At 55.6% G+C, this 25,128-nt stretch carries 36 protein-coding genes; 22 read left to right on the plus strand and 14 right to left on the minus strand.

Annotated features, from left to right (window positions below):
* Nucleotides 1-65: 65 nt before the first annotated feature.
* Both SIB56_RS06510 and SIB56_RS06515 read left to right on the plus strand, forming a co-directional pair.
* A complete protein-coding gene (locus tag SIB56_RS06510) occupies nt 66-734 on the plus strand; it encodes an SDR family oxidoreductase (protein WP_413326598.1) in 669 nt (222 codons plus the stop codon).
* Between the two features lie 85 nt (nt 735-819).
* On the plus strand, nt 820-1,047 hold the full coding sequence (locus tag SIB56_RS06515; protein WP_413326600.1) for a TIGR02450 family Trp-rich protein: 228 nt from the start codon (nt 820-822) through the stop codon (nt 1,045-1,047).
* Here the strand turns inward: SIB56_RS06515 and SIB56_RS06520 are convergent.
* The gene (locus tag SIB56_RS06520) at nt 1,033-1,698 is read right to left on the minus strand and encodes a class I SAM-dependent methyltransferase (RefSeq protein ID WP_413326602.1); all 666 of its coding nucleotides are present in this window, start codon (nt 1,696-1,698) and stop codon (nt 1,033-1,035) included. The two genes, SIB56_RS06515 and SIB56_RS06520, sit on opposite strands and share 15 nt — an antisense overlap.
* A gap of 111 nt (nt 1,699-1,809) precedes the next feature.
* Between SIB56_RS06520 and SIB56_RS06525 the strand changes: the two genes are divergently transcribed.
* Entirely contained in the window at nt 1,810-2,112 is a 303-nt protein-coding gene (locus tag SIB56_RS06525; RefSeq protein ID WP_413326604.1) for a hypothetical protein, read from the plus strand.
* Between the two features lie 43 nt (nt 2,113-2,155).
* Here the strand turns inward: SIB56_RS06525 and SIB56_RS06530 are convergent, their stop codons facing one another.
* Nucleotides 2,156-3,691: a phytoene desaturase family protein gene (locus SIB56_RS06530; RefSeq protein WP_413326607.1), complete on the minus strand. Its 1,536-nt coding sequence runs from the start codon at nt 3,689-3,691 to the stop codon at nt 2,156-2,158.
* A 104-nt stretch (nt 3,692-3,795) separates the two neighbouring features.
* Here SIB56_RS06530 and SIB56_RS06535 point away from each other — a divergent pair, with 104 nt between their 5' ends.
* Entirely contained in the window at nt 3,796-4,320 is a 525-nt protein-coding gene (locus SIB56_RS06535; RefSeq protein ID WP_413326609.1) for a rhomboid family intramembrane serine protease, read from the plus strand.
* Here the strand turns inward: SIB56_RS06535 and SIB56_RS06540 are convergent.
* Together SIB56_RS06540 and SIB56_RS06545 are read right to left on the minus strand one after the other, a co-directional pair.
* Nucleotides 4,317-4,562 (minus strand): hypothetical protein, encoded by a 246-nt coding sequence (locus tag SIB56_RS06540; RefSeq protein ID WP_413326611.1) that lies wholly within the window; start codon nt 4,560-4,562, stop codon nt 4,317-4,319. The two genes, SIB56_RS06535 and SIB56_RS06540, sit on opposite strands and share 4 nt — an antisense overlap.
* A gap of 38 nt (nt 4,563-4,600) precedes the next feature.
* Nucleotides 4,601-4,903, minus strand: a complete 303-nt coding sequence (locus SIB56_RS06545) for a hypothetical protein (RefSeq protein ID WP_413326613.1) — start codon at nt 4,901-4,903, stop codon at nt 4,601-4,603.
* Between the two features lie 109 nt (nt 4,904-5,012).
* Here SIB56_RS06545 and SIB56_RS06550 point away from each other — a divergent pair, with 109 nt between their 5' ends.
* The gene (locus tag SIB56_RS06550; protein ID WP_413326615.1) at nt 5,013-5,252 is read left to right on the plus strand and encodes a hypothetical protein; all 240 of its coding nucleotides are present in this window, start codon (nt 5,013-5,015) and stop codon (nt 5,250-5,252) included.
* 161 nt (nt 5,253-5,413) lie between these two features.
* Here SIB56_RS06550 and SIB56_RS06555 read toward each other — a convergent pair whose 3' ends face one another.
* On the minus strand, nt 5,414-5,743 hold the full coding sequence (locus tag SIB56_RS06555; RefSeq protein WP_413326617.1) for a hypothetical protein: 330 nt from the start codon (nt 5,741-5,743) through the stop codon (nt 5,414-5,416).
* A gap of 290 nt (nt 5,744-6,033) precedes the next feature.
* Nucleotides 6,034-6,174: a hypothetical protein gene (locus SIB56_RS06560; protein ID WP_413326618.1), complete on the minus strand. Its 141-nt coding sequence runs from the start codon at nt 6,172-6,174 to the stop codon at nt 6,034-6,036.
* 223 nt (nt 6,175-6,397) lie between these two features.
* Here SIB56_RS06560 and SIB56_RS06565 point away from each other — a divergent pair, with 223 nt between their 5' ends.
* Together SIB56_RS06565 and SIB56_RS06570 are read left to right on the plus strand one after the other, a co-directional pair.
* Nucleotides 6,398-6,556, plus strand: coding sequence for a hypothetical protein (locus tag SIB56_RS06565; protein WP_413326620.1), 159 nt, complete (start codon nt 6,398-6,400; stop codon nt 6,554-6,556).
* Between the two features lie 231 nt (nt 6,557-6,787).
* Nucleotides 6,788-6,985, plus strand: coding sequence for a hypothetical protein (locus tag SIB56_RS06570; RefSeq protein ID WP_413326621.1), 198 nt, complete (start codon nt 6,788-6,790; stop codon nt 6,983-6,985).
* Nucleotides 6,986-7,206: 221 nt separating this feature from the next.
* On the opposite strand, the gene SIB56_RS06575 is transcribed toward SIB56_RS06570, so the two are convergent.
* Nucleotides 7,207-7,533, minus strand: coding sequence for a hypothetical protein (locus SIB56_RS06575; RefSeq protein ID WP_413326624.1), 327 nt, complete (start codon nt 7,531-7,533; stop codon nt 7,207-7,209).
* Between the two features lie 245 nt (nt 7,534-7,778).
* Between SIB56_RS06575 and SIB56_RS06580 the strand changes: the two genes are divergently transcribed.
* A complete protein-coding gene (locus SIB56_RS06580) occupies nt 7,779-8,048 on the plus strand; it encodes a hypothetical protein (RefSeq protein WP_413326626.1) in 270 nt (89 codons plus the stop codon).
* A gap of 137 nt (nt 8,049-8,185) precedes the next feature.
* Here SIB56_RS06580 and SIB56_RS06585 read toward each other — a convergent pair whose 3' ends face one another.
* Both SIB56_RS06585 and SIB56_RS06590 read right to left on the minus strand, forming a co-directional pair.
* On the minus strand, nt 8,186-8,407 hold the full coding sequence (locus SIB56_RS06585; protein ID WP_413326628.1) for a hypothetical protein: 222 nt from the start codon (nt 8,405-8,407) through the stop codon (nt 8,186-8,188).
* Between the two features lie 220 nt (nt 8,408-8,627).
* The gene (locus SIB56_RS06590; RefSeq protein WP_413326630.1) at nt 8,628-8,846 is read right to left on the minus strand and encodes a hypothetical protein; all 219 of its coding nucleotides are present in this window, start codon (nt 8,844-8,846) and stop codon (nt 8,628-8,630) included.
* 78 nt (nt 8,847-8,924) lie between these two features.
* Between SIB56_RS06590 and nth the strand changes: the two genes are divergently transcribed.
* The 7 genes from nth to SIB56_RS06625 all read left to right on the plus strand — a co-directional run bounded on the left by nth (nt 8,925) and on the right by SIB56_RS06625 (nt 13,020).
* On the plus strand, nt 8,925-9,578 hold the full coding sequence (gene nth, locus SIB56_RS06595; protein ID WP_413327181.1) for an endonuclease III: 654 nt from the start codon (nt 8,925-8,927) through the stop codon (nt 9,576-9,578).
* Nucleotides 9,515-10,396 (plus strand): bifunctional hydroxymethylpyrimidine kinase/phosphomethylpyrimidine kinase, encoded by an 882-nt coding sequence (gene thiD / locus SIB56_RS06600; RefSeq protein WP_413326633.1) that lies wholly within the window; start codon nt 9,515-9,517, stop codon nt 10,394-10,396. The genes nth and thiD overlap by 64 nt, the downstream gene beginning before the upstream one ends.
* 49 nt (nt 10,397-10,445) lie before the next feature.
* Complete coding sequence (locus tag SIB56_RS06605) at nt 10,446-10,682, plus strand: high light inducible protein (RefSeq protein ID WP_413326634.1); 237 nt, start codon at nt 10,446-10,448, stop codon at nt 10,680-10,682.
* Nucleotides 10,683-10,738: 56 nt separating this feature from the next.
* Entirely contained in the window at nt 10,739-11,008 is a 270-nt protein-coding gene (locus SIB56_RS06610) for a hypothetical protein (RefSeq protein ID WP_413326637.1), read from the plus strand.
* Nucleotides 11,009-11,091: 83 nt separating this feature from the next.
* Nucleotides 11,092-11,652 (plus strand): hypothetical protein, encoded by a 561-nt coding sequence (locus tag SIB56_RS06615; RefSeq protein ID WP_413326639.1) that lies wholly within the window; start codon nt 11,092-11,094, stop codon nt 11,650-11,652.
* A 4-nt stretch (nt 11,653-11,656) separates the two neighbouring features.
* Nucleotides 11,657-12,490 (plus strand): PfkB family carbohydrate kinase, encoded by an 834-nt coding sequence (locus tag SIB56_RS06620; protein ID WP_413326641.1) that lies wholly within the window; start codon nt 11,657-11,659, stop codon nt 12,488-12,490.
* Nucleotides 12,491-12,657: 167 nt separating this feature from the next.
* Nucleotides 12,658-13,020: a hypothetical protein gene (locus SIB56_RS06625; protein WP_413326643.1), complete on the plus strand. Its 363-nt coding sequence runs from the start codon at nt 12,658-12,660 to the stop codon at nt 13,018-13,020.
* Between the two features lie 63 nt (nt 13,021-13,083).
* Here the strand turns inward: SIB56_RS06625 and SIB56_RS06630 are convergent, their stop codons facing one another.
* Nucleotides 13,084-13,563, minus strand: coding sequence for an HIT family protein (locus SIB56_RS06630; protein WP_413326645.1), 480 nt, complete (start codon nt 13,561-13,563; stop codon nt 13,084-13,086).
* Nucleotides 13,564-13,664: 101 nt separating this feature from the next.
* On the opposite strand from SIB56_RS06630, the gene gap reads away from it, so the two are divergent.
* Entirely contained in the window at nt 13,665-14,672 is a 1,008-nt protein-coding gene (gene gap, locus SIB56_RS06635; protein ID WP_413326647.1) for a type I glyceraldehyde-3-phosphate dehydrogenase, read from the plus strand.
* Nucleotides 14,673-14,726: 54 nt separating this feature from the next.
* Here gap and SIB56_RS06640 read toward each other — a convergent pair whose 3' ends face one another.
* The gene (locus tag SIB56_RS06640) at nt 14,727-15,956 is read right to left on the minus strand and encodes a HEAT repeat domain-containing protein (protein ID WP_413326649.1); all 1,230 of its coding nucleotides are present in this window, start codon (nt 15,954-15,956) and stop codon (nt 14,727-14,729) included.
* Between the two features lie 247 nt (nt 15,957-16,203).
* Between SIB56_RS06640 and SIB56_RS06645 the strand changes: the two genes are divergently transcribed.
* The gene (locus SIB56_RS06645) at nt 16,204-16,527 is read left to right on the plus strand and encodes a Nif11-like leader peptide family natural product precursor (protein WP_413326652.1); all 324 of its coding nucleotides are present in this window, start codon (nt 16,204-16,206) and stop codon (nt 16,525-16,527) included.
* Nucleotides 16,528-16,913: 386 nt separating this feature from the next.
* Here SIB56_RS06645 and psbA read toward each other — a convergent pair whose 3' ends face one another.
* Complete coding sequence (gene psbA, locus SIB56_RS06650) at nt 16,914-17,990, minus strand: photosystem II q(b) protein (protein ID WP_413326654.1); 1,077 nt, start codon at nt 17,988-17,990, stop codon at nt 16,914-16,916.
* A gap of 182 nt (nt 17,991-18,172) precedes the next feature.
* Nucleotides 18,173-19,537, minus strand: a complete 1,365-nt coding sequence (locus SIB56_RS06655) for a YcjF family protein (protein ID WP_413326656.1) — start codon at nt 19,535-19,537, stop codon at nt 18,173-18,175.
* Nucleotides 19,538-19,781: 244 nt separating this feature from the next.
* Here SIB56_RS06655 and SIB56_RS06660 point away from each other — a divergent pair, with 244 nt between their 5' ends.
* The 3 genes from SIB56_RS06660 to SIB56_RS06670 all read left to right on the plus strand — a co-directional run bounded on the left by SIB56_RS06660 (nt 19,782) and on the right by SIB56_RS06670 (nt 22,268).
* A complete protein-coding gene (locus SIB56_RS06660; RefSeq protein WP_413326658.1) occupies nt 19,782-20,303 on the plus strand; it encodes a hypothetical protein in 522 nt (173 codons plus the stop codon).
* Between the two features lie 3 nt (nt 20,304-20,306).
* A complete protein-coding gene (gene trpS / locus SIB56_RS06665; protein WP_413326659.1) occupies nt 20,307-21,320 on the plus strand; it encodes a tryptophan--tRNA ligase in 1,014 nt (337 codons plus the stop codon).
* A 234-nt stretch (nt 21,321-21,554) separates the two neighbouring features.
* The gene (locus tag SIB56_RS06670) at nt 21,555-22,268 is read left to right on the plus strand and encodes an endolysin (protein ID WP_413326661.1); all 714 of its coding nucleotides are present in this window, start codon (nt 21,555-21,557) and stop codon (nt 22,266-22,268) included.
* Between the two features lie 56 nt (nt 22,269-22,324).
* Here SIB56_RS06670 and SIB56_RS06675 read toward each other — a convergent pair whose 3' ends face one another.
* A complete protein-coding gene (locus tag SIB56_RS06675; RefSeq protein ID WP_413326663.1) occupies nt 22,325-22,741 on the minus strand; it encodes a DUF2605 family protein in 417 nt (138 codons plus the stop codon).
* A 2-nt stretch (nt 22,742-22,743) separates the two neighbouring features.
* Here SIB56_RS06675 and thrS point away from each other — a divergent pair, with 2 nt between their 5' ends.
* Entirely contained in the window at nt 22,744-24,681 is a 1,938-nt protein-coding gene (thrS, locus tag SIB56_RS06680; RefSeq protein WP_413326665.1) for a threonine--tRNA ligase, read from the plus strand.
* Nucleotides 24,678-25,064 (plus strand): DUF1824 family protein, encoded by a 387-nt coding sequence (locus SIB56_RS06685; protein WP_413326667.1) that lies wholly within the window; start codon nt 24,678-24,680, stop codon nt 25,062-25,064. The genes thrS and SIB56_RS06685 overlap by 4 nt, the downstream gene beginning before the upstream one ends.
* Nucleotides 25,065-25,128: the final 64 nt, after the last annotated feature.

Consider the following 25,128-nt stretch of genomic DNA (forward strand, 5'->3'; position numbering starts at 1 on the left):
GTGTATCAGCAAGGAGGTCTGATGATGGCGTTATCGCTAGTGTCAGCTGCCTGGCTTCACCGCACATGACACGCACGATTGCCGTAAGCGGTGCATCAGGGAAGACCGGTTTTCGAGTTGCTGAGGAAATACTGGCCGCAGGAGATCAGGCCAGACTGCTGCTGCGCCCGGAGTCCGTGATTCCATCAACACTGGAAGGCTGTGAACAGCATCGACTCAACCTGATGGATGGAAACGCACTGGATGACTCCCTGCGCGGTGCGGATGCGCTGGTGATCGCGACCGGTGCCCGTCCCTCCGTTGATCTGACTGGGCCGATGAAAGTGGATGCCTGGGGAGTTGAACGCCAGATCGAGAGCTGCAAGCGCGTCGGAGTGAACAGAGTTGTGTTGGTGAGTTCACTGTGCGCAGGGCGCTGGAGACACCCCCTCAACCTCTTTGGTTTGATCCTGGTCTGGAAACGTGTCGGCGAACGCTCTTTGGAGAAGAGCGGACTTGACTGGACGGTGATCCGGCCCGGGGGTCTATCGGAGCGGGAGGATGAACTCGAGACTGAAGGCGTGCTGTGGACTGGGGCCGACAGGCAGGAAAGCGATTCCATTCCACGCCGTCTGGTGGCTCGCTGCTGCATTGAAGCTCTGAACACACCAGATTCGATCGGCAGAATTTTGGAGGTGACCAGTTCCAGGGAGCAGCCGGTGATGAGCCTGCAGGACGCCATCGCAAACTGCTGAGCTGTCGAGTTGCACGCTGTCCTGACCACACCGACACAGCCGATGGAGGCATGATCAAGAACCTTCATCACCATGCAGCAAACCCGTGTCTTGGAAGCCAGCTGCAGCCTGGACCAGCCTCACTCCGAGGCAGGGTCGTCGGCATTTTCGAGTGGTTCTTCAGGGCGGACGTGGATCCGAACGCTGGGTTGAGCTGATTTCATTGCTGAGCCCGCAAGTTCGCCTCAGGGAACATTGGAGCGATCTCCAGGACAGCAATCAATGGCAGAGCGGCTGGCAGCCGATCCCCTCAGACGACTCAGACGGAATCTGAAGGCAACGATTTGGTTGCGACGACGGCGAAAAATGGATCCCCCTTCGCGCCGACCCAGCCAAGAGGACCGGACTGCTGGGTCTGCTCAGCAATCAGTTCCGGCTTGGGCCAACCCTGGGCCATCATCACCTCGGCCACATAGCGGAGGTGATCGCCGTCGCCGCCATCGGTCCAGATCTGAGGAGCCTTGGTGAAGAACATGCGATTGCTGAAAGCACAGATCACCTGCCCTCTTGGTCGGGTGATGCGCAGCAGCTCGGCAGCCACAGCCTCCGGTTGCTGCAGATACTGCCATCCGGCAACGATCAACGTGCAGTCGACACTGGAATCATCCAGCGGTAATCGCTGATCACGGTTCAGGTTCTGCACCCAGTGACGATCAAGGCGCGGATTGGCCTGCAGCTCCTGTTCATTGAGCCCGTGTCCGATCACCTGCTCATAGCTCTGGTCATCAGGCAGGTGACTCACCCAGCTGCTCATCAGATCGAGCACCACGGCACAACTGGGAATCCGCTCGCGGTAAAGCTTCGTCAGTCTCTGGCGGAACGCGGCGTCAAGATGCTGAACAAAGCGGGGATCGCTGTAAAACAGTGCATCATCGCTGTCATCGAGCTTGAAGCGCTCGTTGTCGTTCAAGACCTGCACGACCACGGCCAACACCTGCTATCCAACGTCACCGGAACCTAAAGAAACCATCGACGAAGCGCGTCCTTCACCGGGGGGTCGTGGCTAGTTCAGGGAAGACGTTCACCAACAGATGCCATGGCTCCACACCATGAACACAAGGTCTCCAGCAACGGTCGATCCGCCGTGGTGGAACAGGAACAGATCACCGATTCGAATCTGCGCACCGTCCGGGAGCAGGTCGTGGAGGCCATCGATCCTCTTCAGAAACAACTGGACGCGACGCTGCATGAGCTCGACGAAACCCTCAGACCCCGACTTCAGCAACCTGTCAAGGACAAGCCATTGATTGCTGTGGCCGTTGCCGCCGCCGGAGGGGTTCTGCTGGGAGGACTCACGGTGCTGGCACTGCTGGCCGGGGGCCGCACACAGTCTGATTGAACAGGCGACTCTGCAACCGCCACAGACGAAAGCTCACAGGTGTTCAGAGCGACAGGCTCTCAAGCAGCTGCTTCTGAGCCTGCTGACCGGTGATCGCATGGGCCGCCATCGCACCGCTTGCGGCGACCGGCGGAATGCCGATCCCGGGGAAGGTGCTGGCACCGCACTGAAGCAGACCCTTCACGGGTGTCTGCACACCAGGGAACAATCCTTTTGCAGCCGACAGCGCCGGGCCGTAACTCCCCTGATGCACCGACAGAAAGTGCCGGTGCGTCAGAGGCGTACCCTCCATCACAATCCGACAGCGGCTGCGGAGATCCGGGATGCGTTGCTCCAGAACGTTCCAGAACACCGAGCAGCGGCGTTCACGCTGCTGCTCGTACGCCTCGGTTGATCGCTCCAGGCCACTCCATTGCGACCAGGGTTCATTGGCCGGCGTATAGGCATGCAGAACATGCTGCCCCTCAGGGGCCATGGACGGGTCGAGCACCGATGGAATCGAGACCACCACGGCATTGCGTTCAGCATCGATGCCTCGCTGCCAGTCTCCGACCCACACCGTGTGAATGGGCAGATCCTCGAGACCAGCGGCATCAAAACCCAGATGCAGATGAAGAAAGGAGGCACAGGCCGGCGTCTGCAGGCGTTGACGACGCCAGGAGGGTGATGTCGTTTCAGGCAGAAAAGCCGCGGTGCTCCAGACATCGGCATTGCTCACCACATGATCGCCTGCAAGCTGCTCGCCGTTGACCAGTTCAACGCCGACGGCACGATCACCATCAACCAGAATCCGCTTCACTCTGGTTCCAAGCCGCAGGCTGCCGCCATGTTTCTCCAGTCCGCGCACCAGAGCCTTCACAACGGAGGCACTGCCACCCTTCGGGAAATCGAGACAGGCTTCAGGTTCAAACCATTCACCGAACAACGTCGCCATGGCCGCTGCATTGGTGTCCGCCATCGGCATCCCGCTGATCAGAAAGCAGAGCAGATCAACCCAGTGGCGAAGGAATGAATCCTGAAGATGGCGATCCACCAGTGGTCCGAAAGCACCACTGAGATGACGCAGTGCAGGCAGGTGGGGCAGCAGGCGACCGCTGCGACGCAGCAGAGGTCCAAGACCATCCAGTCCTCCAGGCGGCAGTGCCAGCAGAGGCAGTGCATCCGCTGCCTGTGCGATCGGCTCCAGCACCTGCGCGAAGCATCGCCATTCTTCGACCGCCTTTGACCCGCGCAGCTCGGCCACAACCTTTTCAAAACCGTCGGCGCCAACACCGATGCGCAGATGCCCCTCAGGGAACAGCACATCCCAGTCCCGATAGGGGATCACTTCCAAAGGCTCATCAAGGGCCTTGAGGATCTGTGCCAGCGGATTGCTGCTGGGCCAGCGGCCCAGGCCGCTCCACAAAGAGGGACCTGATTCGAACTGATATCCCTGTCGTTCGAATCCATGGGCAGCTCCACCGGCGTGACCATGGGCTTCCAGCACCATGACCTCATGCCCCGCCCGGGCACACAGCGCAGCGCAGCAGAGCCCGCCGATGCCACTGCCGATCACGATCACCTCACACTTGGTGGTCATGGTGTGATCCGCTCGATGACTGGTCAGTTCATAGCGGGTCAGAGCTGAATTCCGTCACTTCAGGGCAAGACTGCTTGAGTGATCACAGAGGATCTGTTCAGACATTGAACGCTCTACCACTGATTCTGCTGGGCCTGGCCTGGCTCCAGGAACTGGTTGATCAGCTGCTGTTCGGTGGTCGCTGGAATCTGGCGATGGGGCCCGGAACGCCCTGGTGGACGTTGTTCACAGCGCCGTTCAGCCACGCCGGATTGGGCCATCTTGTGACGAACAGCCTGGTCTTCCTGCCGCTCAGCTATCTGGTGCTGGCACGAAGCCGAATGGCCTATCTGAGCATCTGGATCGCCGTGATTCTGCTGGAGATACCGATCTGGCTGATCTGGCCTGTCGGTGCCCACGGATTGTCGGGTGTGGTGTATGGATTGCTGGGCTATCTGGTGCTGATCGGTTTTCTCGAGCGCCGCCCACTGTCGATTCTGCTCAGCGTTGTTGCTCTGCTGCTTTACGGAAGTGCGTTGCCAGGTCTGCTGCCCTGGGCATCAGCGGCTGGCGTGAGCTGGGTCGGTCATGCCTCAGGATTTGTGGCTGGGTTGCTCGCGGCGATCACAGTGCACAGAACCCCCGACTAGTCCCCTGACTGATCAGCATTCGAGCCGTCTTTGGCGTTGTTGTTGAACAGGAACCTGCTGGAGAGACGTACCCCGAGAACGGATGCAGCAGCGCCGTAACCAATGAACGTGGCAGCCTGACCGAAACTCCCCTCCTGATAGAGATCTGCATTGAGAAGCAGCCAATCCACAAGCGAGGATGCCGTTCCCCAGATGACAACCCAGGTCGAAACGTAGATCACTCCCCGGGACGTTGTGTTCAAGATTCCATAGCGGGCGGTGATCCGACGCTAAGCGAACCTCAGTCGCGTCTCAACCAGGGCTCAGCTCCACCGAACCAGTCACCGAGGTCATCAGCACCGGGGCGATGTTGCTGGTCGGGTTCGGCGCTGCCGATGTTCAGATCATCAAGAAGACCGTCCACGCCGCTTCGACAACCACTGGCAAGCTGTTGGCGTCGAGCCTGACGCAGCCATGACGAAACGCTGCGGTCGCAATCAGCGAATTTCTGCAGATAGACGCGTTCGGAAAGACTGATGCTTGAACCCTCAGCCAGACGTCTGAGGATGGACTGCAGTTTCAGACGAGTGCTGGTGGTGAGCATGACCTGATCACTCCGAACTGTTGACGTTGCCGTTCGTCATAGCGACAACCCAGCCAACGATCAAACCTGTCTTCAATGACGGTCAGGAAATCAATCAATGGCTACAACCATGGCAATACATCTGAGAGGAGAACAGCCAATGGGGGATCAGGAGCAGCAAAAACCCGTGGTCATCCAACAGGGAGGAAATGGTGTAGGTCTTGTTCTTGCGGCTTTGATCATGGGGGGAGCCATTGTCTATGCAGTGAACATCTGGTCAAACACGCAGCAGCAGAGGCTCCGCGTTCCCGCCGAAACAATTCAGAAAGGTGTCGAAACAGTCAAGGAAGCCATCAAACCCGGCTCCTGAACCCTCATTACGCTGATCATCATTCTAAAAACAACGAAAAACTCACAGAAAGAGTCAAAAGTATTCAGTCAATCAAGAGCATCCGTCGACATTTCATAGGCCATTTCCATCAGAAGCAGAGAACCAGAGCAAGCAAGCATTCTCTGCTATCACTTAGAAGCTCAATCAAACGATTGAATTACCTTGTCTAAAACAATCACGTTCCTCATATGTTGCACTTCAGTGAGGCTGTTGACACGCATAAATTCCTCAAGACGATCTGGAAAATCGATGATCTCCCGACCAGTATCAACAAACTGTCGAAACGCTATCAGCAACTCCTCCCGGTTATCAGCTCGTTGAACAGCACAACAGCACCAATTGATCGCAGCATGTTCAAGTAACTGGTTTTCTCGAACTTCCTGCCTGAGGCGCCTGATTGTTGCTTTTGTTCTCTTCACATAAAAAGCCCACGCCAAGCCCAGTATTCCAAAAACAAGTGTTTGAATCACGAAGGCCAGGCAACTGTCTTCAGACTAATCAGTCGAAATGAGACTGTCAAAGCGATAACAGCGATTCATTCACCCACAGAAACTTATTAAATCAACCTTGTCCAGACAATACCTACGAGCCGTATCAGCACAGCCCTCAACCTAAAAAACAACGGAATAATAAGATCATATCCAATGAATCGTTGACGTCCGATCAACAATTTGGGATAAACATTTTAAAGGGGGATATGATTCAAAAAGGACTGAAGTCTCACTTTTAAGATGGAATCGGCACTGAAGCTCCCTGGGATTCAGTCGGCCGGGGCTTTCTCTCTGGAAGACGCCTCCTCGACGACGAGTGATTTCTGACTTGGCGCCTGCTCCTCCGCTGACTCCTCAAAAACAAGATCAATTTCAGCAATCCAGGCAACAATCGCGATCAATCCAACCAAGGTCCCGATCACTAAAGCAATTCGCCTGCTGGACATAGCCATCAACGCATAATGTTGAGAGGATACGACTGAATCATCTCAGGCTGTCGATTCTCCGTGATCAGCAGAAAGACAACAAACCATTGGCATAGCTACGAACAGCAGAACGCTGCGTGTCAAACAGGACCTTGCACCTATGGCATTAGATCAAACCACATAATCAAAACAAAACTGGTCGCAGCAGATGACAGACCGCTGGTCAGAACCGCCAAAACCATGGTTTCACGAAGCTCAATCTGAAAAGTGCCGTGAGGGCTTGATGGCAAGGGAATTTACTCAGATCTTTCTAATCAATAACATCGATGAAGTAGGCATTGATGAGGGTCCACTGAGAAATGAATGAACAGATATGACTATTCCGAAAAGTGGATGAATGCGCTGGATAGGGCAATCATTGAGCAGATCCTTGGGTCTGCGAGTTGTGGTGCAAGCAATCAGATCACAATGCTCTTGAGACAGCACCGCCAATCTTCAGGCCCAAACCTTACTGAAACCTTAAAGTCTGCTGAAAACCATTGATTTGACGGTCGTCGAAACTGAGTTCTCGTTAGTTTCGAATAATCAAAGGGTTGTCATGCCCATCAAGACTCTGAGAGGAGGCAAAGCGATGCCTGATGGAGACTTCGGAGAACAGAAGGATTTCATTGTGGTGGGTGGTAAACGCCGCTGGTTTTCAGTTCCCGGTAATGACGTGCGCTTCAGCGAGCTTCAGAAACGAGTGAATCAGGAACGGAACCTGGCCATTCCAGACCGACCGCCCGAATCAGCCTGACCAAAGCGACAGAACGCTGTCAAGGTGAGCAATCCCTTCGATCCTGCAGTAGCCAGTGCGGCAACGGAGCCGGAGGTCTCAAAAACTCTTGACGAAGTGTTACCTCGTTTCCACCCCGCAAATAATTTCTGCTCGCGTTGAGGAGCAATCACGAGGCCGTGATCTACGACCAGTTGTGAGCAGTCTGGTGAACAGCACAGACAGCCAACTCCACGCACCCCTCAAATCCCGACAGATGTCCAGGTCTTTTTATGGAGACAGATCAGGGCAGGTTGCCGTCTGACCCTTCGCAATTGCTTCGTCAAAACCTTGTCACTCACTGACATGGCATATGTGATGAGCTCGGTTGCATACCCTTCCATAAGCACAACATCCAACGCTCCTGATCCCAGCTCACCAACCTTGCCTTTCTCTGCGGTGAGCTCAAACATCTTGTCAATCAACAGCAGTGCTGACATTGACCCAGAGGCGGCAACGCTGTAAACCAGCACTGCCATCAGGAAGTTATCGAACACTGGCACGAGGAAATCCAACCAATCCCCGCTCATTCTCATCAACAAAAGGAACGAAGCGAATCAGCTTCTTGCTATCTCAGATATCAAATACATCATTAGAACCGAGATCAACCATCGCGGCGCAACACTTGTCCACCACGATGCCAGCATCAACAGACAGGATTACTTTGTAGCTGACGGACAATCTTGGCAATCACACTCAAAAATGAAGATCCATCTGTCATTATTTTGACAATTCGTTTATAAACGTATAAATTGCAGACAGCAAATCATTCGCCATGAAAAGACTGTTGCTTCTTGGTGCCTTACTTACCGCTGCTCCGGCACATGCTGCTAGATATGATTTTGGTCAAGGAGCTGCAGCAGTTGCATGTGTAATGCTTCAGTCAGGTTACAGCCAAAGACAAGTCTATGATGTACTGGATAGGTTGGATTCTCAAATCAGAAACAGTCCAACACCCTATCGAGAAGAGGCGCAAATGGTGAAAGGTTTTAATTTTGAGGCCCGCAATAACCATTACAATTGCCCATTGAGAATGAGCTTCTGAGCATTACGGACTTAAACTTTAAATCGATTATCTGGTATTTGTCAGCCGACGTCCTAGTGATTATTTCTTGGAAAATCTGGAAACCCGACTGGATTGAAGCTGACAGAATTATCTCATTTCTAGTTGGGAGCATTGTTCTATGGCTTTTCTTTGAAAGGAAGAAGAGATGAATAATCTCGGCTTTCTTCAGCAGCGGCAAGCGAATCAAACCAGCCTCGTAACTGCTGTGGTGTCTTGATTCCCATTCTTGTAAGTCCTTTCGCCAGTTGCTTGCAGTCTCTTGGAGTGAGGTAAAACAACTCAGTGTCCGTCTCCATCAGTGCCTGATACAGGCGTTGCTGCTCTTTGCTCAGTGTCATATCCCAAGATTTGTCAGAGATATGGCTTAAGTATTGACAGCATGCCTCAGCTTGTAATCCCCTAAACGTGCCTAAGTCAGCCGGAATATCTGGTCACAACGGGGGATCCCTTCAGCATTGTGCTGATACCAATGTTCGGATATCACAAATCCACTTACTTGGGCATTTGTAAGACTTTTATGCGCTTTGGGCATTGGAGTGACCTTGTCTGTAAGCCGAATCAACCACCCTCCATGGACTGTTGATGGCTGTGCTGCCGGAAAAGATCACTGGCGTCATCAGCTTCACTGACCTCAGGGCACTCCTGATGGTTGTTTTCATCGTGCTGCTGCTGTTCAAGGTGCTGTTGCTCACGTTCATGCTGCCGCTCTTCCCTGAGAACAGCCCTTGCGTAGGCATCACCTGAATCAGAACTGGTCCGGCGTTGTTCAGAGCTCATGAACGTTCGGCGGGCACGCCGTCCAATCTCTCATTTCAGGCAGAGCACTGCAATCATGTTCGTTCGTTCAGGCTGATGATGAAGAAGAGCGAGCGGGCCACACTGATCCTCGATCGGCTGAACGAGGAGTATCCGGAGACCCCGATTCCTCTGGATCACAGCGACCCCTTCACACTGCTGATCGCTGTTCTGCTGAGCGCTCAGTGCACCGACAAAAAAGTGAATGAAGTGACTCCGGCCTTGTTTGCGGCCGGACCAACTCCCGCCGCCATGGCAGCCCTGGAGGAAGCGGAGATTCACAATCACATCCGTCAGCTCGGGTTGGCAAAAACCAAGGCTCGCAATGTTCACAAACTCGCCCATATCCTCGTCAACGTTCACAGCGGTGAAGTGCCTGGCAGTTTTGAACAGCTCGAGGCTCTACCCGGTGTCGGTCACAAAACCGCCAGTGTGGTGATGGCCCAGGCCTTCGATGTGCCTGCCTTCCCGGTCGACACCCACATCCATCGCCTGGCTCAGCGCTGGGGCCTGAGCAAGGGTGAAAGTGTTGTGAAAACGGAATCCGATCTGAAAGCCCTCTTTCCCAGAGAACACTGGAATCGGTTGCATCTGCAGATCATTTTCTATGGACGGGAACATTGCACCGCCCGCGGCTGTGACGGCACGGTATGCAAGCTATGCAGGGAGCTCTATCCGAAACGCCGCAAGCCGGTGATCTGGAGAAAACCCTGATGAAGGCGCAGCACATCACTCCTCCGATCGCCCTCACCGTCGCTGGAAGCGATTCAGGAGGAGGAGCAGGAATTCAGGCAGACCTCAGAGCCTTCATGACCTTCAGAGTTCATGGCTGCAGTGCCCTTACCTGTGTCACCGCTCAGAACACCTGCGGTGTGACGCGCGTTGACCCGATACCACCTGAAGGCCTCGAAGCTCAGCTGCGGGCCGTGCAAAGCGACCTGGCTGTTGCCGCCGTGAAAACCGGAATGCTGCTCAACAGCCGTCTGATTCAGACCACTGCTGAACTGCTGGGAGGCTGGAACATTCCCAGGGTCATTGATCCGGTGATGGTGAGCCGCACAGGTGCGGTTCTGCTCGAAGACGATGCGATCTCCTCACTCCGACGCGACCTGCTGCCGCTGGCAACTCTGCTGACGCCGAATCGCCATGAGGCCCGTCTGCTCAGCGGACGCGAACTCAGCGATGACAGTGATACGGAACAAGCTGCTGCCGTGATCCACGCCCAGGGCCCTGCCGCAGTGCTGATCAAAAGTGGCAGCGAACCAACCCAGGGCGGCCGTGACCTGTTGTTTGACGGAGAACCCCACTGGCTCGATGGCAGCTGGGTTGAAACGCCTCACTCCCATGGCACCGGATGCACGCTCTCCGCAGCCATCACGGCGGGGCTCGCTCGCGGGCAAAAGCTCGAACCGGCCATCGAAGCAGCCCGCGCCTACGTCAAACAAGGCCTGCGCCAGGCTCTGGCCATCGGTCAGGGACAGGGCCCCATCTGCCACTGGGCAGCAAGTGAAAAAACCGTGGCAGAAAGCTGAGACCGAATGTCAACCCTCTGTTACATTACTCAATATCCGCAATGAATAGATGAATCAGCAGCAAGCGAGCGATAAGTGGTTCCAGGATTCCGCTGCACACGCCATTCATGAAGAGCAGCTCAAGCAGGTTGAGCGCTTCAACGGCCGCGCAGCCATGCTGGGCATCGTGATCGGCGTTCTCACAGAAGCCATCACCGGGCAGGGCATCGTCCACCAGATCGGTCTCGGCCCCTTGGTTGATGGCTATGTCGCCTGCAGCGCCAAGTATCTGCCCTTCTGTTTCTGAGACTGTTCAGAATCTGCGACGCTCACTCCTAGGTTGAAGTCAGTCAGACCAGAGCCATGGCTCGCAAGCGGCGCAAACTGAGCAAGGAGATGGAGGCTGAGATCAAGGCGGCCGAGAAAAAGGTTGAATTTGTCTCAGCCATGATCCGGGACATCCGCGAAGAAGACATCCAGAACGAATACGCGGAGGCGTTCGCCCAGGTGCACGCTGCCTGCACCCATGTTGCTCAGCTCTACGTGAGTGATGGGGTCACCGAGGAAAGCGAGGGAACCTTGGCCCTCTACAAAGGTCTGCTGGAAAGGTTTGAGGAGGAGTACGAACTCTGATCAAGTTCTGAATGATCCAGGTTCTCCCCATGGCCGAGCCACTGGGAGCCGGTACAACCGGTTGATCAAGTTCAGATCAAGCCATGGCAGACAAGGGTCAGACACCCCCTCCCAGCACAGACCCTCGCTGGTTCGTTCTGATGATGGCCAGCCGATGGCCGCTTGCTGTGGCAATCGCGGCCTGGGCTGTTGCCGTGGCTGCCATCCAGATCCTTCGCCAGCCGATTCCCATCGCGCTGCCCCTCAACCAGCCGTTTCCTGTCCGTCTGGTGGGGGGCATCACCGTGGACAAGCTTTCAGCACCGGTGCGAGTCAAGGGAGAAGAACCTCTTTCAATTGAAGCTGCCGCGGCATTGCCTGTTGCCGGTGATGTGGGAGTGCCGAAGGGTGTCCAGGTGATTGATCCCGTGCAGATCAAGGGCGACGTTTCCGTTGACGGCGGTGTCTCCGTTGACAGCCCCGTCACAGTTGAAGAAGTCAGCGCTCCGGTCAGCGTGAACGGTCCCGATGGGGGCGCTGTGCTGGTGAGCACACCCGATGGGGAGCTCCTGAATGTGACCGGAGGCGTGCGGGTGGATTCGGTCGGAGGCAGGATCAATGTGCAGTTGCGCGATGCCGCCAAATCCATCCTGCCCATCCCCTGACGCAATGCTCACTCCCATGGACTCGGACCTGAGATCCCTCAACCTCGCGGTGGTGGGACACCAGGAGTGGGTGACATTCCTGGAAGTTGATGAACTTCCAAAGCCCGGAAGAATCGTCCACGCCAGCCGAGACCTTGAGGAACCCGCTGGAGCCGGTGCTGTGATCGCTGTTCAGCTGGCCCGTCTGACAGGACGCAGCGTGCTGTTTTTCACCGCACTCGGGCGAGATGCCATCGGCGAACGCAGTGAACAGCGTCTGAGGGAACTGGGAGTTGAACCGGTGGTGGCCTGGCGCGACCAGCCGAGTCGCCGGGGCATCAGCCTCATGGCTCCGGGAGGAGACCGTGCGATCACCGTGATTGGAGAACGGTTGACCCCAACAGCCGAAGACAATCTCGGCTGGGAGAGACTTTCCGACTGTGACGGCGTCTTCGTTTCGGCGACAGACAGCGACGGACTCCGCCATGCTCGCAGGGCCCGGATTCTGAACGCAACACCCCGCCTCGACCTGAATGTGCTGCAACAGGCAGCAGTCCAGCTCGATGCCCTGATCGGCAGTGGGCTGGATCCCGGAGAGCATGTGCCCGACAACTTCCTCGACCCATCACCCGGCGTCCGAATCGCGACCGAAGGAGAGACGGGAGGCGTTCTGATCCCAGGTGGACGCTTTGATGCAGTCCCGCTGCCAGGGCCGATGGTTGAATCCTATGGCTGTGGTGACAGCTTTGCCGCAGGAGTCACCGCTGGACTGAGTGCAGGATGGTCCATCAGGGAGGCGGTGGCTCTGGGGGCACGCTGTGGAGCCGCCTGTGCCACTCGGTTCGGGCCCTACGAGTGAAACGGGTATCAGTTCACTCGAACGTGATCCGGCAACGGTAGCGATAGCCCCTGCCGGTAGCGATCCTGACGCAGGATGTCTCAGTGACGGACGCGCCTTCGGGTAGCTTCGCCATCAGATTGTTCAACGTCACCTCCTCACTGGTGTGACCCAGTCGGATCAGAGTTATGGGGTCTGAGCGTACCGGGGGAACCAACGCCAGTGAAGCAGCGACAAGAACCGATGCCAGACTCGCGAACAGATTTCCAGCCATCACCATCTCTCCCCGAAACGAATCCGGGAAATCCGATCTTCAGCATAAGCAGATGAATTTTGAATTTTCAAAGGCGGAGTTCAGTGAATTGATATCTGCTGCAAGAGAGGCACGAATTCGATGGAAAAAAGCCAAAACGTTATGGAAAGTTCGCCATCACGCTTATTTGAAGCACGACGAAATTGAACTTGAGGAAAATATCGAACGCTTTGCGAATGTTGAAAAAATGCTGATCGAACGCTACAGGGAATCCACAGGAGAAAGCTGGCGTCAATGACTCCGGCAGAGGGACATCAACGCCCTCCTCATCAGACACTAAAGCGCTTGATCAAAGGACCGTTCAATCCAGGAGAGAAGGCGCCAGGGCTCTGGCTCGTCGCAACCAGTCCGTCACACAGTCAGCGTGGGCGGCACAAACCTTTCCGGCTTCCACATCGCGATAGAGATCGGCAACTGACCATGCCGCCGTGCGTGGATCATCCTCACAACGCGGAATCAGATGCAGGTGCAGGTGTCGGGCACCCTCCCCGAAAGCGATGGCATAAACCCTGTCGCAGCCTGTGACCCGTCTGACCAGCTGAGAGGCCCGCTGCACCACCCCACCCCACTCGCGGGCTTCATCAGCGCCGAAGTCGATTGGGCCAGCGCAGTGCCGCCGCGAATCAAGCAGGCACCAACCGAGCAAAGGAGCCGGTAAAGGGTGATGTCGCAACAGCCAGAGATCACTGCGCCAGACCTCATGGGCAGCAAGCTCGGCATCATCGCCGTGAAGAGCGCAGACAGAACAGGACGCGTCAGCTTGCGGAAAAACCACGGACATCGAGGGGCAACCTCATCTCACTCTGTCTGGGTCCGCGGAAAGGAAGGGGTTACTGCAGCGAATGGGCTCTATAAAACAGAGAAGCAGAAGGGCACGCCTTCATGTCCATCCGTATCGGCATCAATGGCTTCGGGCGCATCGGGCGCCTTGCCTTCCGGCAGGCCATGGCCTGCCCGGATGTGGAGGTGGTTGCCATCAACGACCTGATCGACCTCGACTATCTCGCCTACCTGCTGCGCTACGACTCGACGCATCGACGCTTTCCCGGTGAGATCAAGGTCGTGGATGGTCATCTGATGGTGAATGGAAGCCACATTCGCGTCACTGCCGAACGAGACCCCCGTCAGCTGCGCTGGGGTGATGTGGGTGCTGACTACGTGCTTGAGAGCACCGGATTCTTTCTGACCGACGACACCGCTCGCCAACACCTTGAGGCAGGAGCCAAACGCGTCGTGATGAGCGCTCCTTCCAAGGACAACACCCCGATGTTCGTGATGGGGGTGAATCACAACGACTATGCGGGAGAAGACATCGTGTCGAATGCCAGCTGCACGACCAACTGTCTCGCCCCGCTGGCCAAAGTTGTGAATGACCACTACGGCATCGTCAGCGGATTGATGACCACTGTTCATGCCACCACGGCAACCCAGAAGCCTGTGGACAGCCCCTCGCTGAAGGACTGGCGTGGTGGACGGGGAGCAGGGCAGAGCATCATTCCCAGTTCGACTGGAGCTGCCAGGGCGGTGGGTCGGGTGATCCCGGAGCTGAATGGAAAGCTGACCGGAATGGCATTCCGTGTGCCGACACCGGATGTCTCCGTGGTCGACCTGACCGTGAATCTGGCCAGACCGACCAGTTACGAAGAGATCAAGACAACCATGAAAGAGGCTTCACAGAATGGTCTGTCCGGAATCCTCGGTTACACCGAAGATCCGATCGTTTCCAACGACCTTCTTGGGGAAAGCTGCACCTCCGTTTTTGACGCAGGAGCCGGCATGGCTCTCAATGATCAGTTCATGAAACTTGTGGCGTGGTACGACAATGAATGGGCCTACAGCTGCAAATGCATCGACCTGATGCAGCACATGGCCAGATATTCTGCGGGTTGACAACTTCGGTTCAGCGGCAGCAGAACCTTGACGGATCAATTGAGTTGAAAAGCATCATGCGCTGGCAGCAATGTTTTGCTGTTCACGCAGAGATTCGAGAGACTGTTGACAGGACCAACGCAGTGGGGCCCAGGCCGCAGTTCTGGACAATTCATCCAGCAATTCCAGCTGATCAAAAAGCTGCAGTTCAACACACGCCCAGGCAGCAGCAATTCGCGACTTGGTGTATTGGGGAGTGGTTTCGGCAAGAGCCGACCTGATCAGATCTCCTTTCTCATGGATGGAACGCAATCCAACAATGCAGGTCAGATAGTAGTGAGTGACATAATCAGACCACAGTCTTTCCTGCATACTCTCAATCAAATTCAAACACTCGTCTCGATCAATCCTCATCAGACTGGCAGCGGCGCCGTATTGCCGTGCCTCATCACGATGACTGAGATTTTTCTCAATCTCAGAAGGATCTTCACCAGACTGCCACTCGGTTTTAATATCCAACAACAAAGGATTATCCCGCAACAGTTGTTTCAGCAAAGTCTGATGCTGATGATCAGACGCGGAGTCGTTGGCATCAACGATCTGAAAGAAACTTTTAGCCCGAAGCGACATTGAAACAGGTGCACGGATCAGATCGGGAAGCAGGGATTCATCACCGGAATCACCAATATCAATCACCGCAGACCGCCGCTTGCCTGCAACGAGATCTGTCAGACATGCCACCAATGGCTTCATCAAATCATATTCACCATAAAGAGATGCCATACAGGCTCTGGAAGCACCAGAGATCAGAAGGCTTTCGTGATCGCATAAACCTCCAATGGATTGCTTGGAGGAAACACTTTTGATGCGAAGTCTCGTGAACAGCTGAATCACTGCACGAGCCTGTGTCACCTCTCCATCCAACAAACTAAGAAGATGACGCTCATCCGATTCACTTGGCGTCCAGCCAATCCTCATCAATGCTGACAAGGAATTGATCACAGCCTCGGTATCAGTGCATTTCAGAACGTCGACCAGTGCAGGAATGGCCCTGACATCCTTTCTTCTACCAAGAGCTTCAACAGCTTTACGACGGGTGATTCTGTCAAACAATTCGTCAACGGTGAGATCGCTTGTTGCTCTGATCAAGGCATCAAGAGTTTCATCACAATCACAGAGGCCTAATCGCGTGGCCGCAAAGTAGCGATCAGAAGGTCTTTCAACAGAATCTGTTCTGGCAAACAATAATTGAAGCGCATCAGACTTGGATATTCCCTGAACCAAGACATCAAAACGCTCTGCCATACCCCTGCTTCACTTGACAAAGAAGATCAAACTATCGCCAAACCCAGCGGAACCAGAGCACTCAAAAGAATGCGTTACAGTTTTTAATTACAATTCACAATGAAGCGATAACGATCAAAACAATGATGAGAACAGTGCAATCAGGATCAATCACAACACGCCTGTGCAAGCAAATATTGCAATCGTGAGCTTGATTGCGAGCAGAGAATCTCAGAGCAGTAAATTGATCGAAACATCCAGGAGCCCAATGTCTAAGGCTGCACTGCATGCTTTTATCGACAGAGCCAGAGAGGATCAGGTCTTCCGCGAACAGTTAGTTGATCTGGGCCCGCAGCAGATCATTGATCATGCAGCTCGCAATGGCTTCATGTTCTCCGACGAGATCAAAGGCCGATTCATCAACCGCTGGGCTGGAGTTTATTTTTGCCCTCAAGCTATCGAAGTGGGAAATCTTTGCCCAAAACTGGTTCCTGATGGCTACAAGAATTTGATTCACTACGCTCAATCCACCTGCAGCTCTTCCGAACTCAAAGAAGAAGAGCACGATTTCAGATCAGGGCAAAAATATTGAATCAGACAGCCCCACAAAGCAAGAAACTGAGCCATACAAGTTCGACCATTCATCTCTTTCAGTCAACATGCATGAGACATGGTTTCAGAACCTGTCCTTTGATCTTGCGGTCAAACTGACTCCAGAGTCATGTCATCCGGTGCACCGTCAAGACCAGACCAACAGCCAGTCTGCAGGCATCGCGTGTGGCTGGCCTCGGTCTGAATTGATCAGCAGAACAAGCCGTCTGTTGATCAATCACACAATCAAAGAGACAACGAGAGGCGCTCTGGGCGAATCCACGGCTCTGTCGAAGGCAAGCCATCAAAAAGCCCCCTCTCACGAGGGGGCTTTCCGATTCAGCTAAAGCTGAATCTCTTGGAGACTTCAGCCTCAGGCTGTCTCAATCAACCGATGGCGGGAGCTTGCAGAGCCACAGGAGTGGACTCGACAGCAGCCAGGTCGAGAGGGAAGTTGTGAGCGTTGCGCTCGTGCATGACTTCCATGCCGAGGTTGGCGCGGTTCAGCACATCAGCCCAGGTGTTGATGACACGGCCTTGACCATCGAGAACAGACTGGTTGAAGTTGAAACCGTTCAGGTTGAACGCCATGGTGCTGATGCCCATGGAGGTGAACCAGATGCCGACAACGGGCCAGGCAGCCAGGAAGAAGTGCAGGCTACGGCTGTTGTTGAAGGAGGCGTATTGGAAGATCAGGCGACCGAAGTAACCGTGGGCCGCCACGATGTTGTAGGTCTCTTCCTCTTGGCCGAATTTGTAGCCGTAGTTGAGTGAATCATTCTCTGTGGTCTCGCGGACCAGGGAGGAGGTCACCAGTGAGCCGTGCATGGCGGAGAACAGTGCACCACCGAAGACGCCAGCCACACCAAGCATGTGGAAGGGGTGCATCAGGATGTTGTGCTCAGCCTGGAACACCAGCATGAAGTTGAAGGTGCCGGAGATGCCGAGGGGCATGCCGTCAGAGAAGGAACCCTGACCGAAGGGGTACACCAGGAACACAGCAAAGGCTGCAGACAGCGGAGCGCTGTAGGCAACGCAGATCCAGGGGCGCATGCCGAGGCGGTAGGAGAGTTCCCACTGACGCCCCATGTAGGCGGAGATCCCGATCAGAAAGTGGAAGACAACCAGCTGGTAAGGACCGCCGTTGTACAGCCACTCGTCGAGAGAAGCAGCTTCCCAGATGGGATAGAAGTGAAGGCCGATGGCATTCGAGGAGGGCACAACAGCACCGGAGATGATGTTGTTGCCGTAGATCAGAGAGCCGGCGACGGGCTCACGGATGCCGTCAATGTCAACCGCGGGAGCGGCGATGAAGGCGATGATGAAGCAGACGGTTGCTGCGAGCAGACAGGGAATCATCAGCACACCGAACCAACCCACATAAATGCGGTTGTTGGTGTCGGTGACCCACTGACAGAAATTTTCCCAGCTGCCGCGGCGTCCGCTGCGGATTGCAGTAGCCATGAAAGGAAAGAGAACGGAGATGAATCAGCCTTCCAGTCGGTCGGCAAAGATTCGTTTCAAGGCTATGGAAATGTCGACTTTTGACCTGCTAATCACATCATTCGAGTCAACTCGCAGCATTGATTCATGACAGCTTCATGAACACTTCATGAAAAAAGGTAAACCAACTGCCCTGAATGAGCTCATGCCGCTTTGCAGCGGTTGCGATCTTCGATCCATTCACGAGCCTGCTGCGCAAAACCCGCGAGGTTGAGGCGTTCCTGCTCTGCAGCATTCGCCACCAGAAGTGGCGCCTGACGCTTGAGTTCATCCAGATCGGGCTCGATCACACCGGCATTGAGAGCCATCCAGTCCGCCATCGACGCCCCTACAACCCGGGTGAGATAGGCGGCACTCAGGGCCTGCATGGCTCCGGCGGCGACCCAGCTGGCCCCGTCAAGCCTGGCCAGGCCTAGCAGTGCCTGGCCACTCAACTCAACAACCCCCTGTGCGAGGGCCGCTTTGCCCAGCTGCCGGGCGATCACCTGCAGAACATCCGCAGTCCAGGGGCAATTCCAGATCTTGGCCATCTCCTTCACCATCAGGCCGTTGCCCACGACGACAGCCAGAAGATCAACACTGGGAACAGGGGATGCAACAACAGCACCGGCCACGATCCACTGACTGCGCTGCAGCAACAGGCGGAACCGCTCCCGTCGCAGCGTCTCGAGATCAGCCTGCCAGCGACGATGCAAATTGCCGAGCAGGCGCTGGCGCGTGCCCTGCCGCACCCGTTCCGAACGCTGCAGCTGCTCACGGACCGGCTTCAGCACGGAGCGCAGATCATCCGTCTGCCCCGACCAGGGAAGCAGCTGCTGATGCCATCGCTCCGGCAACTGGCAGCGCAACGGCTCCAGCTGGTTGTCAGCAGGCATGACCGCCGTAGAACTGAGTAGAAGCCACACCGGCCGATCCGCAGGCAGCTGGTTCAGCCAAAGCAGATCAGCGGCCCGCAGAGGAAGCGGCACAACATGAAGCAGCACATCCAGCTCCTGCAGGTCGTCAGGCCAGTTCCATGAGGTGGAGGACACCGGCAACGGATTGGCGATGCACAGATCGAGCGAATGGACGCCTGCCAGCGCCTTCTGCAGCTGAGAAGTGGCAGGAAGAACCGCTCCCACCGTGGCCACGACACCAAGACTGAGCGGAAGATCAAGCGCTTCGATTCGCCGCAGTTCCAATTCCCGGGGGGTACGCAATCCCTTCAGATCCAGAACCATTTCAAGCTCGGTGAACTGGTTCAGCACCTCCTCACAGCGCTGGATCCATCCCTTCAGGGATGCAGGCTCGCGGAAGCTGGGAGGCTTTGCAGGCCTGGAAAGCCACCAGAGACCCGCTGCCGCAGAAAGAACTCCCAGCCCACCACCAGGAAGATGCACCACATCGGACAGCAGCCACTGGCCGGTGCCGATCACAGCCACTGAGAGGACCACTCGCCTCATCAGAGCAGAGTTCACACGTCCATCAGCCAGTGACAGAGATCGGATCAATTGCGCCGGGAACTGCACTGGGATTCTCCAGATCTGGCCTTCTTAGCTCACCTCCAGTGATACAGCCCGGAGAAACCCCAGCCTGCAATCGATCAATAAGTCGGGGCTGCATCACGGATCCTGCCAGCAACCGACTCGCTGAGCACATGACAGGCGCCAGGGATGAGGGCCACTGATCAGGAACAAAGGAACGGAAACGAGGGAAGCACTGTCAGAAGAGCGGTGATGCGTCACACTTGCGCCTGACTCCAGGCCCCAGGCCATGACTGATTCCTACAGCGATTCCCGCCATCAGGGCGGACAGGGTGACAACCGCGGCGACGGCGGTCGTGGAGGCCGCGGCGGACGCGGCCAGGGCAACCGCGAGGGCGGCGGCTTCAGGATCAGGCTGAGCGACAACGAGATGCGCTCCGCGCGGGCGCTTCAGGAGGCGTTCAATCTCCGCTCGACGGTGGCCGTTCTCGGTTTCGCAGTGCGCACACTCGGCCAGATGCTCGAGGAAGGGAAACTGGAGGAACTGGTTGCTCAGCAACGGGCTCAAGGCAACAGAGGCGGTGGCAGGCGCGACGATGACCGTGGCGGACGCCGGGCAGGACGCGGCGAGCCCGGGCGCGGATCGAGGCCGGATCCCTTCGCACGCCCGGCCAAGCCGCAGCCTCCCTCACCGGAGCCCGAACCCGTCCCCGACCAGACCAGCGAAACAGCTGCTGCAGAGGCGGACTCCATGCCGGAACAACCGGCAGGGGATGACGATGGGACCAAGGACAACTCTGCTGAGGCCTGATTGATGGGGCTGCCTCGCGTTCTCTCGGGCGTCCAGCCAACGGGCGCCCTTCACCTGGGCAACTGGCTTGGAGCAATTCGCAACTGGGTTGAACTTCAGAACGATCACGACACCTTTTTCTGTGTTGTTGACCTTCATGCCATCACGGTTCCCCATGACCCGGATCGACTGGCTCAGGACACCCTCAGGACAGCAGCCCTGTATCTGGCCTGCGGCCTCGATCCTGAGCGCTCCACGGTGTTTGTTCAGAGCCAGGTTGCCGCTCACAGCGAGCTCTGCTGGCTGCTGAACTGCGTGACTCCTCTGAACTGGCTGGAAAGGATGATCCAGTTCAAGGAGAAGGCGGTGAAGCAGGGCGACAACGTTTCGGTGGGACTGCTCGATTACCCCGTGCTGATGGCCGCGGACATCCTTCTCTATGACGCCGACCTGGTTCCCGTCGGCGAAGACCAGAAACAGCACCTTGAGCTGGCCCGTGATATCGCTCAGCAACGTGTCAACGCACGATTCGGCGAGGAGGAGTCAGCTGTGCTCAAGGTTCCCAGACCTCTGATCCTCAAAGAGGGCGCCAGGGTGATGAGCCTGACGGATGGCAGAAGCAAAATGAGCAAGAGCGATCCCAACGAGGGCAGTCGCATCACCCTGCTCGACCCGCCGGAACTGATCACCAAGAAAATCAAACGGGCCAAGACGGATCCGGAGCGGGGCCTGGAGTTCAACAACCCTGAGCGACCCGAAACAGACAACCTGCTAGGGCTCTATGCCATCCTCAGCGGCAAGGGACGAGACGCCGTTGCCAGGGAATGCATGGAGATGGGCTGGGGCCAGTTCAAACCGCTGCTGGCGGAAGCCACAGTTGCCGCTCTCCAACCGATCCAGGAGCGCTACCGCCTGCTCATGAATGACCGGGCTCAGCTGGAAACAGTCCTGCGAGAGGGCCGAGATCGGGCAGGCACGGTCGCCGATGAAACCGTCAAGCGAACTCGGGAAGCCATGGGATTCCTGAGAGCCAGCTGATCACTGCCCGGCCAATTGAAAAGATTCCCTAATACTTAAAGCTCGATGAGAACCTCGGGCGCATCAAAGAGCACTACGTCGAGGGGTTGCGCGCCAACAGGCCGGTCTCGCGAGTCCAGTCACAAGAATTGGTTGGGTTTTTCTTCCTAGGCATATCGACTGCAGCACGTCAAGAGATCACGCGAGTCCCTCGCCACGGCCCCGGGGCATTGACGAGGGTGGCGACTCCTTTGCTTGGAGTTTTTCCGTTTGCTGCATCGACTCGCCAGACGCATTCACCCCATCGCCAAGGCTGCACCTAAGGCCGTGGGCATCGGTGCCATTGGCATGGGGTTGACGCTGTCCCTCGGACAGGGCCTTCAGGCTGAGCGCTCCAGCGAAAGACTTCAACAGAAGCGCAGGGTGGTGAATGCACTTGAACCGCAGCGATCGGTCAGCACCTCCCGCACAGCCGCTTCCGGGCAGACCGCATCCCACTACACAATCACCCCTGAGCGGCGCGCCCTGCTCAACACCATCCGCTATGCGGAAGGCACCTGGAAAAACGGCAGAGACCTTGGTTACCGCATCCTTTATGGAGGCGGGCAGTTTGAGGATCTGTCCCGACACCCCGAACGAGTGGTCGTGAAGCGCTACTCCAGTGCTGCCGCAGGGGCCTATCAGTTCCTACCGACCACATGGCAGGAAGTGGCTCAAAGACTGGAACTACCCAGCTTCGCGCCGGAGCATCAGGATCAGGCCGCACTGCATCTCGTCAATAAACGTGGAGCGCTGCAGGAGATTGACCGCAATGGCCTCACCAAGGCTGCCATGAACCGCCTGGCACCAGAATGGGCCTCTTTCCCAACCCATGCCGGCCAGAGCGCCTATGGACAACCTGTGAAAAGCCATGCCGAGCTCGTGGCCTTCTACAAAACCAATCTGAACCGACTGCGTCAGGGAGCCTGAAGGCGCAGTCGATCAGAAGCAGGCCCGACCCCCGTTGAGAAAGCGGCTGTCGCGCTTCAGCGCGTGGAACGGGAGACCCGTGCAGACAGAGCCCAGACTTCCATGACGAGCTGATGCCATGGAGCCATCGCTTTCATCGAGACGGCGACAGGTTCAGAGGAAGCCTCCAGGAGAGAACGGGTTGCTGCGATCGCCCGTTTGCCATCTGCCAGCCTCTCTGCAAGCTCTAGACGATCACCCGGCAAGAGAACACTGTCTGGGCATTGCTCAAGTATTGCCTGCCCTCTGGTGAACCAGTGGTCGAAATCCGCGAGCAACGAAGCGAGCAGCGACCCCAGCAAGTCACCACCTTCAACATCAGAGGACAAGTGAAACGGGCTTCGTTGTTTTGCGAGCGTACATCCACTAATAGGATGCTTGCGGCCTGCCAGCAGTGGCGGCAGACATTCGATCAGATCCCAGAACTCCCGCATCCATGCCCGTCGTCACCCTTCCAAACGGAACAACCAAAAACTTCGACGGGCCCGTCACCATTGCTGATGTTGCAGCATCAATCGGCCCCGGACTAGCCAAGGCAGCTGTTGCTGGCGTGGTGAATGGTGAATCCCTTGATATGGCAATGCCGATCGAGAATGATGTCGATTTGCGCCTACTGACAGCAAAAGATTCTGAAGGAATTGATATCATAAGGCATTCTTTTGCCCACCTGATTGGGCATGCTGTCAAACAACTTTACCCAGAAGCTCAGATGGCGATCGGCCCCGTCATCAAGGATGGTTTCTATTACGACATTGCCTACGATAAACCCTTTACTCCGGAAGACTTAAATGCAATTGAAACTCGAATGAAGGAGTTGATTGCAAAAGACTATAATGTCAATGTTGAAGTTGTTAATCGTCTTCAAGCCAAACAGGCATTTCAATCGCGAGACGAACCTTACAAAGTAGAGATTGTCGAGGAGATTCCTGAAGGCGAAACCATCAAGCTTTACCACCACGAGGAATACACGGATATGTGCCGTGGTCCTCACGTGCCCAACACCAGCCACCTTCGACATTTCAAACTGATGAAAGTGTCTGGGGCTTACTGGAGAGGAGACTCCAGCAACCAGATGCTTCAACGCATCTACGGAACCGCATGGGGCACAGAAAAAGAACTTAAATCACACTTAAAGCAACTCGAAGAGGCGGAAAAAAGAGATCATCGACGCCTGGGCAAACAGCTCTCACTTTTCCACATTCAGGAGAATGCTCCCGGAATGGTGTTCTGGCATCCGCCGGGATGGGCTATCTATCAAAAACTGCAACAATATATTCGCAGAAAACTGAGAGAATCCGGCTACCAGGAAATCAGCACACCGCAGATCGTCGACCGAACACTGTGGGAAAAATCCGGTCACTGGGACAAATTCAAAGAAGACATGTTCACCACATCGTCTGAAAACAGGGACTATGCGGTGAAGCCCATGAACTGCCCCTGCCATGTTCAAATTTTCAATCAGGGATTACGCAGTTATAAGGATTTACCCGTGAGGCTTTCTGAATTCGGCTCCTGTCATCGCAATGAGCCTTCAGGAACATTGCACGGGCTCATGAGAGTCAGAAACTTCGTTCAGGACGATGGTCACATATTCTGTTCAGAAGATCAGGTTCAGGATGAAGTTTCAAATTTCATTGATCTTGTTTTTGATGTCTACAAAACCCTCGGGTTCGAGACAATCTCCATCAAGTTATCGACACGACCTGACAAAAGAGTTGGCAGCGACGAAGTCTGGGACAAATCCGAAAAAGCACTTCAGGACGCATTGGAAAACAAAAACCTGGAATGGGAGCTTTATCCAGGAGAGGGTGCTTTTTATGGTCCGAAAATTGAATTCTCACTGCAGGATTGTCTCGGCAGAGTCTGGCAATGCGGAACTATTCAGGTTGATTTCTCAATGCCTGAACGTCTTGATGCAAGCTTCATCGGCGAGGACGGGTCACGTCACACACCGGTCATGCTCCACAGAGCCGTTCTTGGCAGCTTTGAACGCTTCATCGGCATCCTGATTGAAAATTACGCCGGCGACTTTCCCTTCTGGCTTGCTCCAGAGCAGATCAGAATCCTTCCAGTCAGTGACGATGCAAGAAGCTTCTCCGAAACAGTTCAGAGAAAACTGCTGAATCAAGGCATCTCCGCAACTGTTGATGAGTCCGGAGAGCGGCTTGGCAAACTGATCCGCAATGGAGAAAAAGCCAAGATCCCAGTGCTAGCGGTGATCGGAGCAAAAGAGGCCGCTAACAACAGCGTCAGCCTGAGAAGCAGAAAAAATGGAGATATCGGAGAGATCTCTGTTGACGAACTGGTCAGCTACTGCGTAAAGGCCAATGAAAATAAATCGGAGGAAGCTCTGACCACCGTCGGCCAGTCATGAAGCTCAGTGATCTGAATCGACTGCGAACGGCGCCTGCGCTGAGTTCCGCTGAAAAGAAAGCGATCATTCCCGAACTGCAGCAGGAAATGAGCCACTTTCTATGGTTCACGATCGGAATCATGGCGTTGTCAGCTGATCAGGCAACCCGATCTCTTCGCAGACTCGAGCAGCATCTGGCCTGGTCAGCCCATGATCTGATCGCCGATCCCGATCTGGAGGGACCTGTGTATCTCAAGGCCAATCAGCAGACATGCACAGCTCGAATGCGCATCGAGCACGGACTGGGTGAAGGCATCCTGATCAGCGGTCATGGCGTGGACAACACTCAGCCGAGCGCAACCTGGGGACCACTGCCGCTCGATCTCTTCGAATCGGCTCACTGACGGAGCGTCGGTGGATCAGTTGGGCTGATCCAATTGCTTGCCGAGTTGTCATGCGGCCTCCAGC

This window comes from Synechococcus sp. MIT S9503 (genome assembly GCF_047304175.1).
GTDB lineage: Bacteria > Cyanobacteriota > Cyanobacteriia > PCC-6307 > Cyanobiaceae > Synechococcus_C.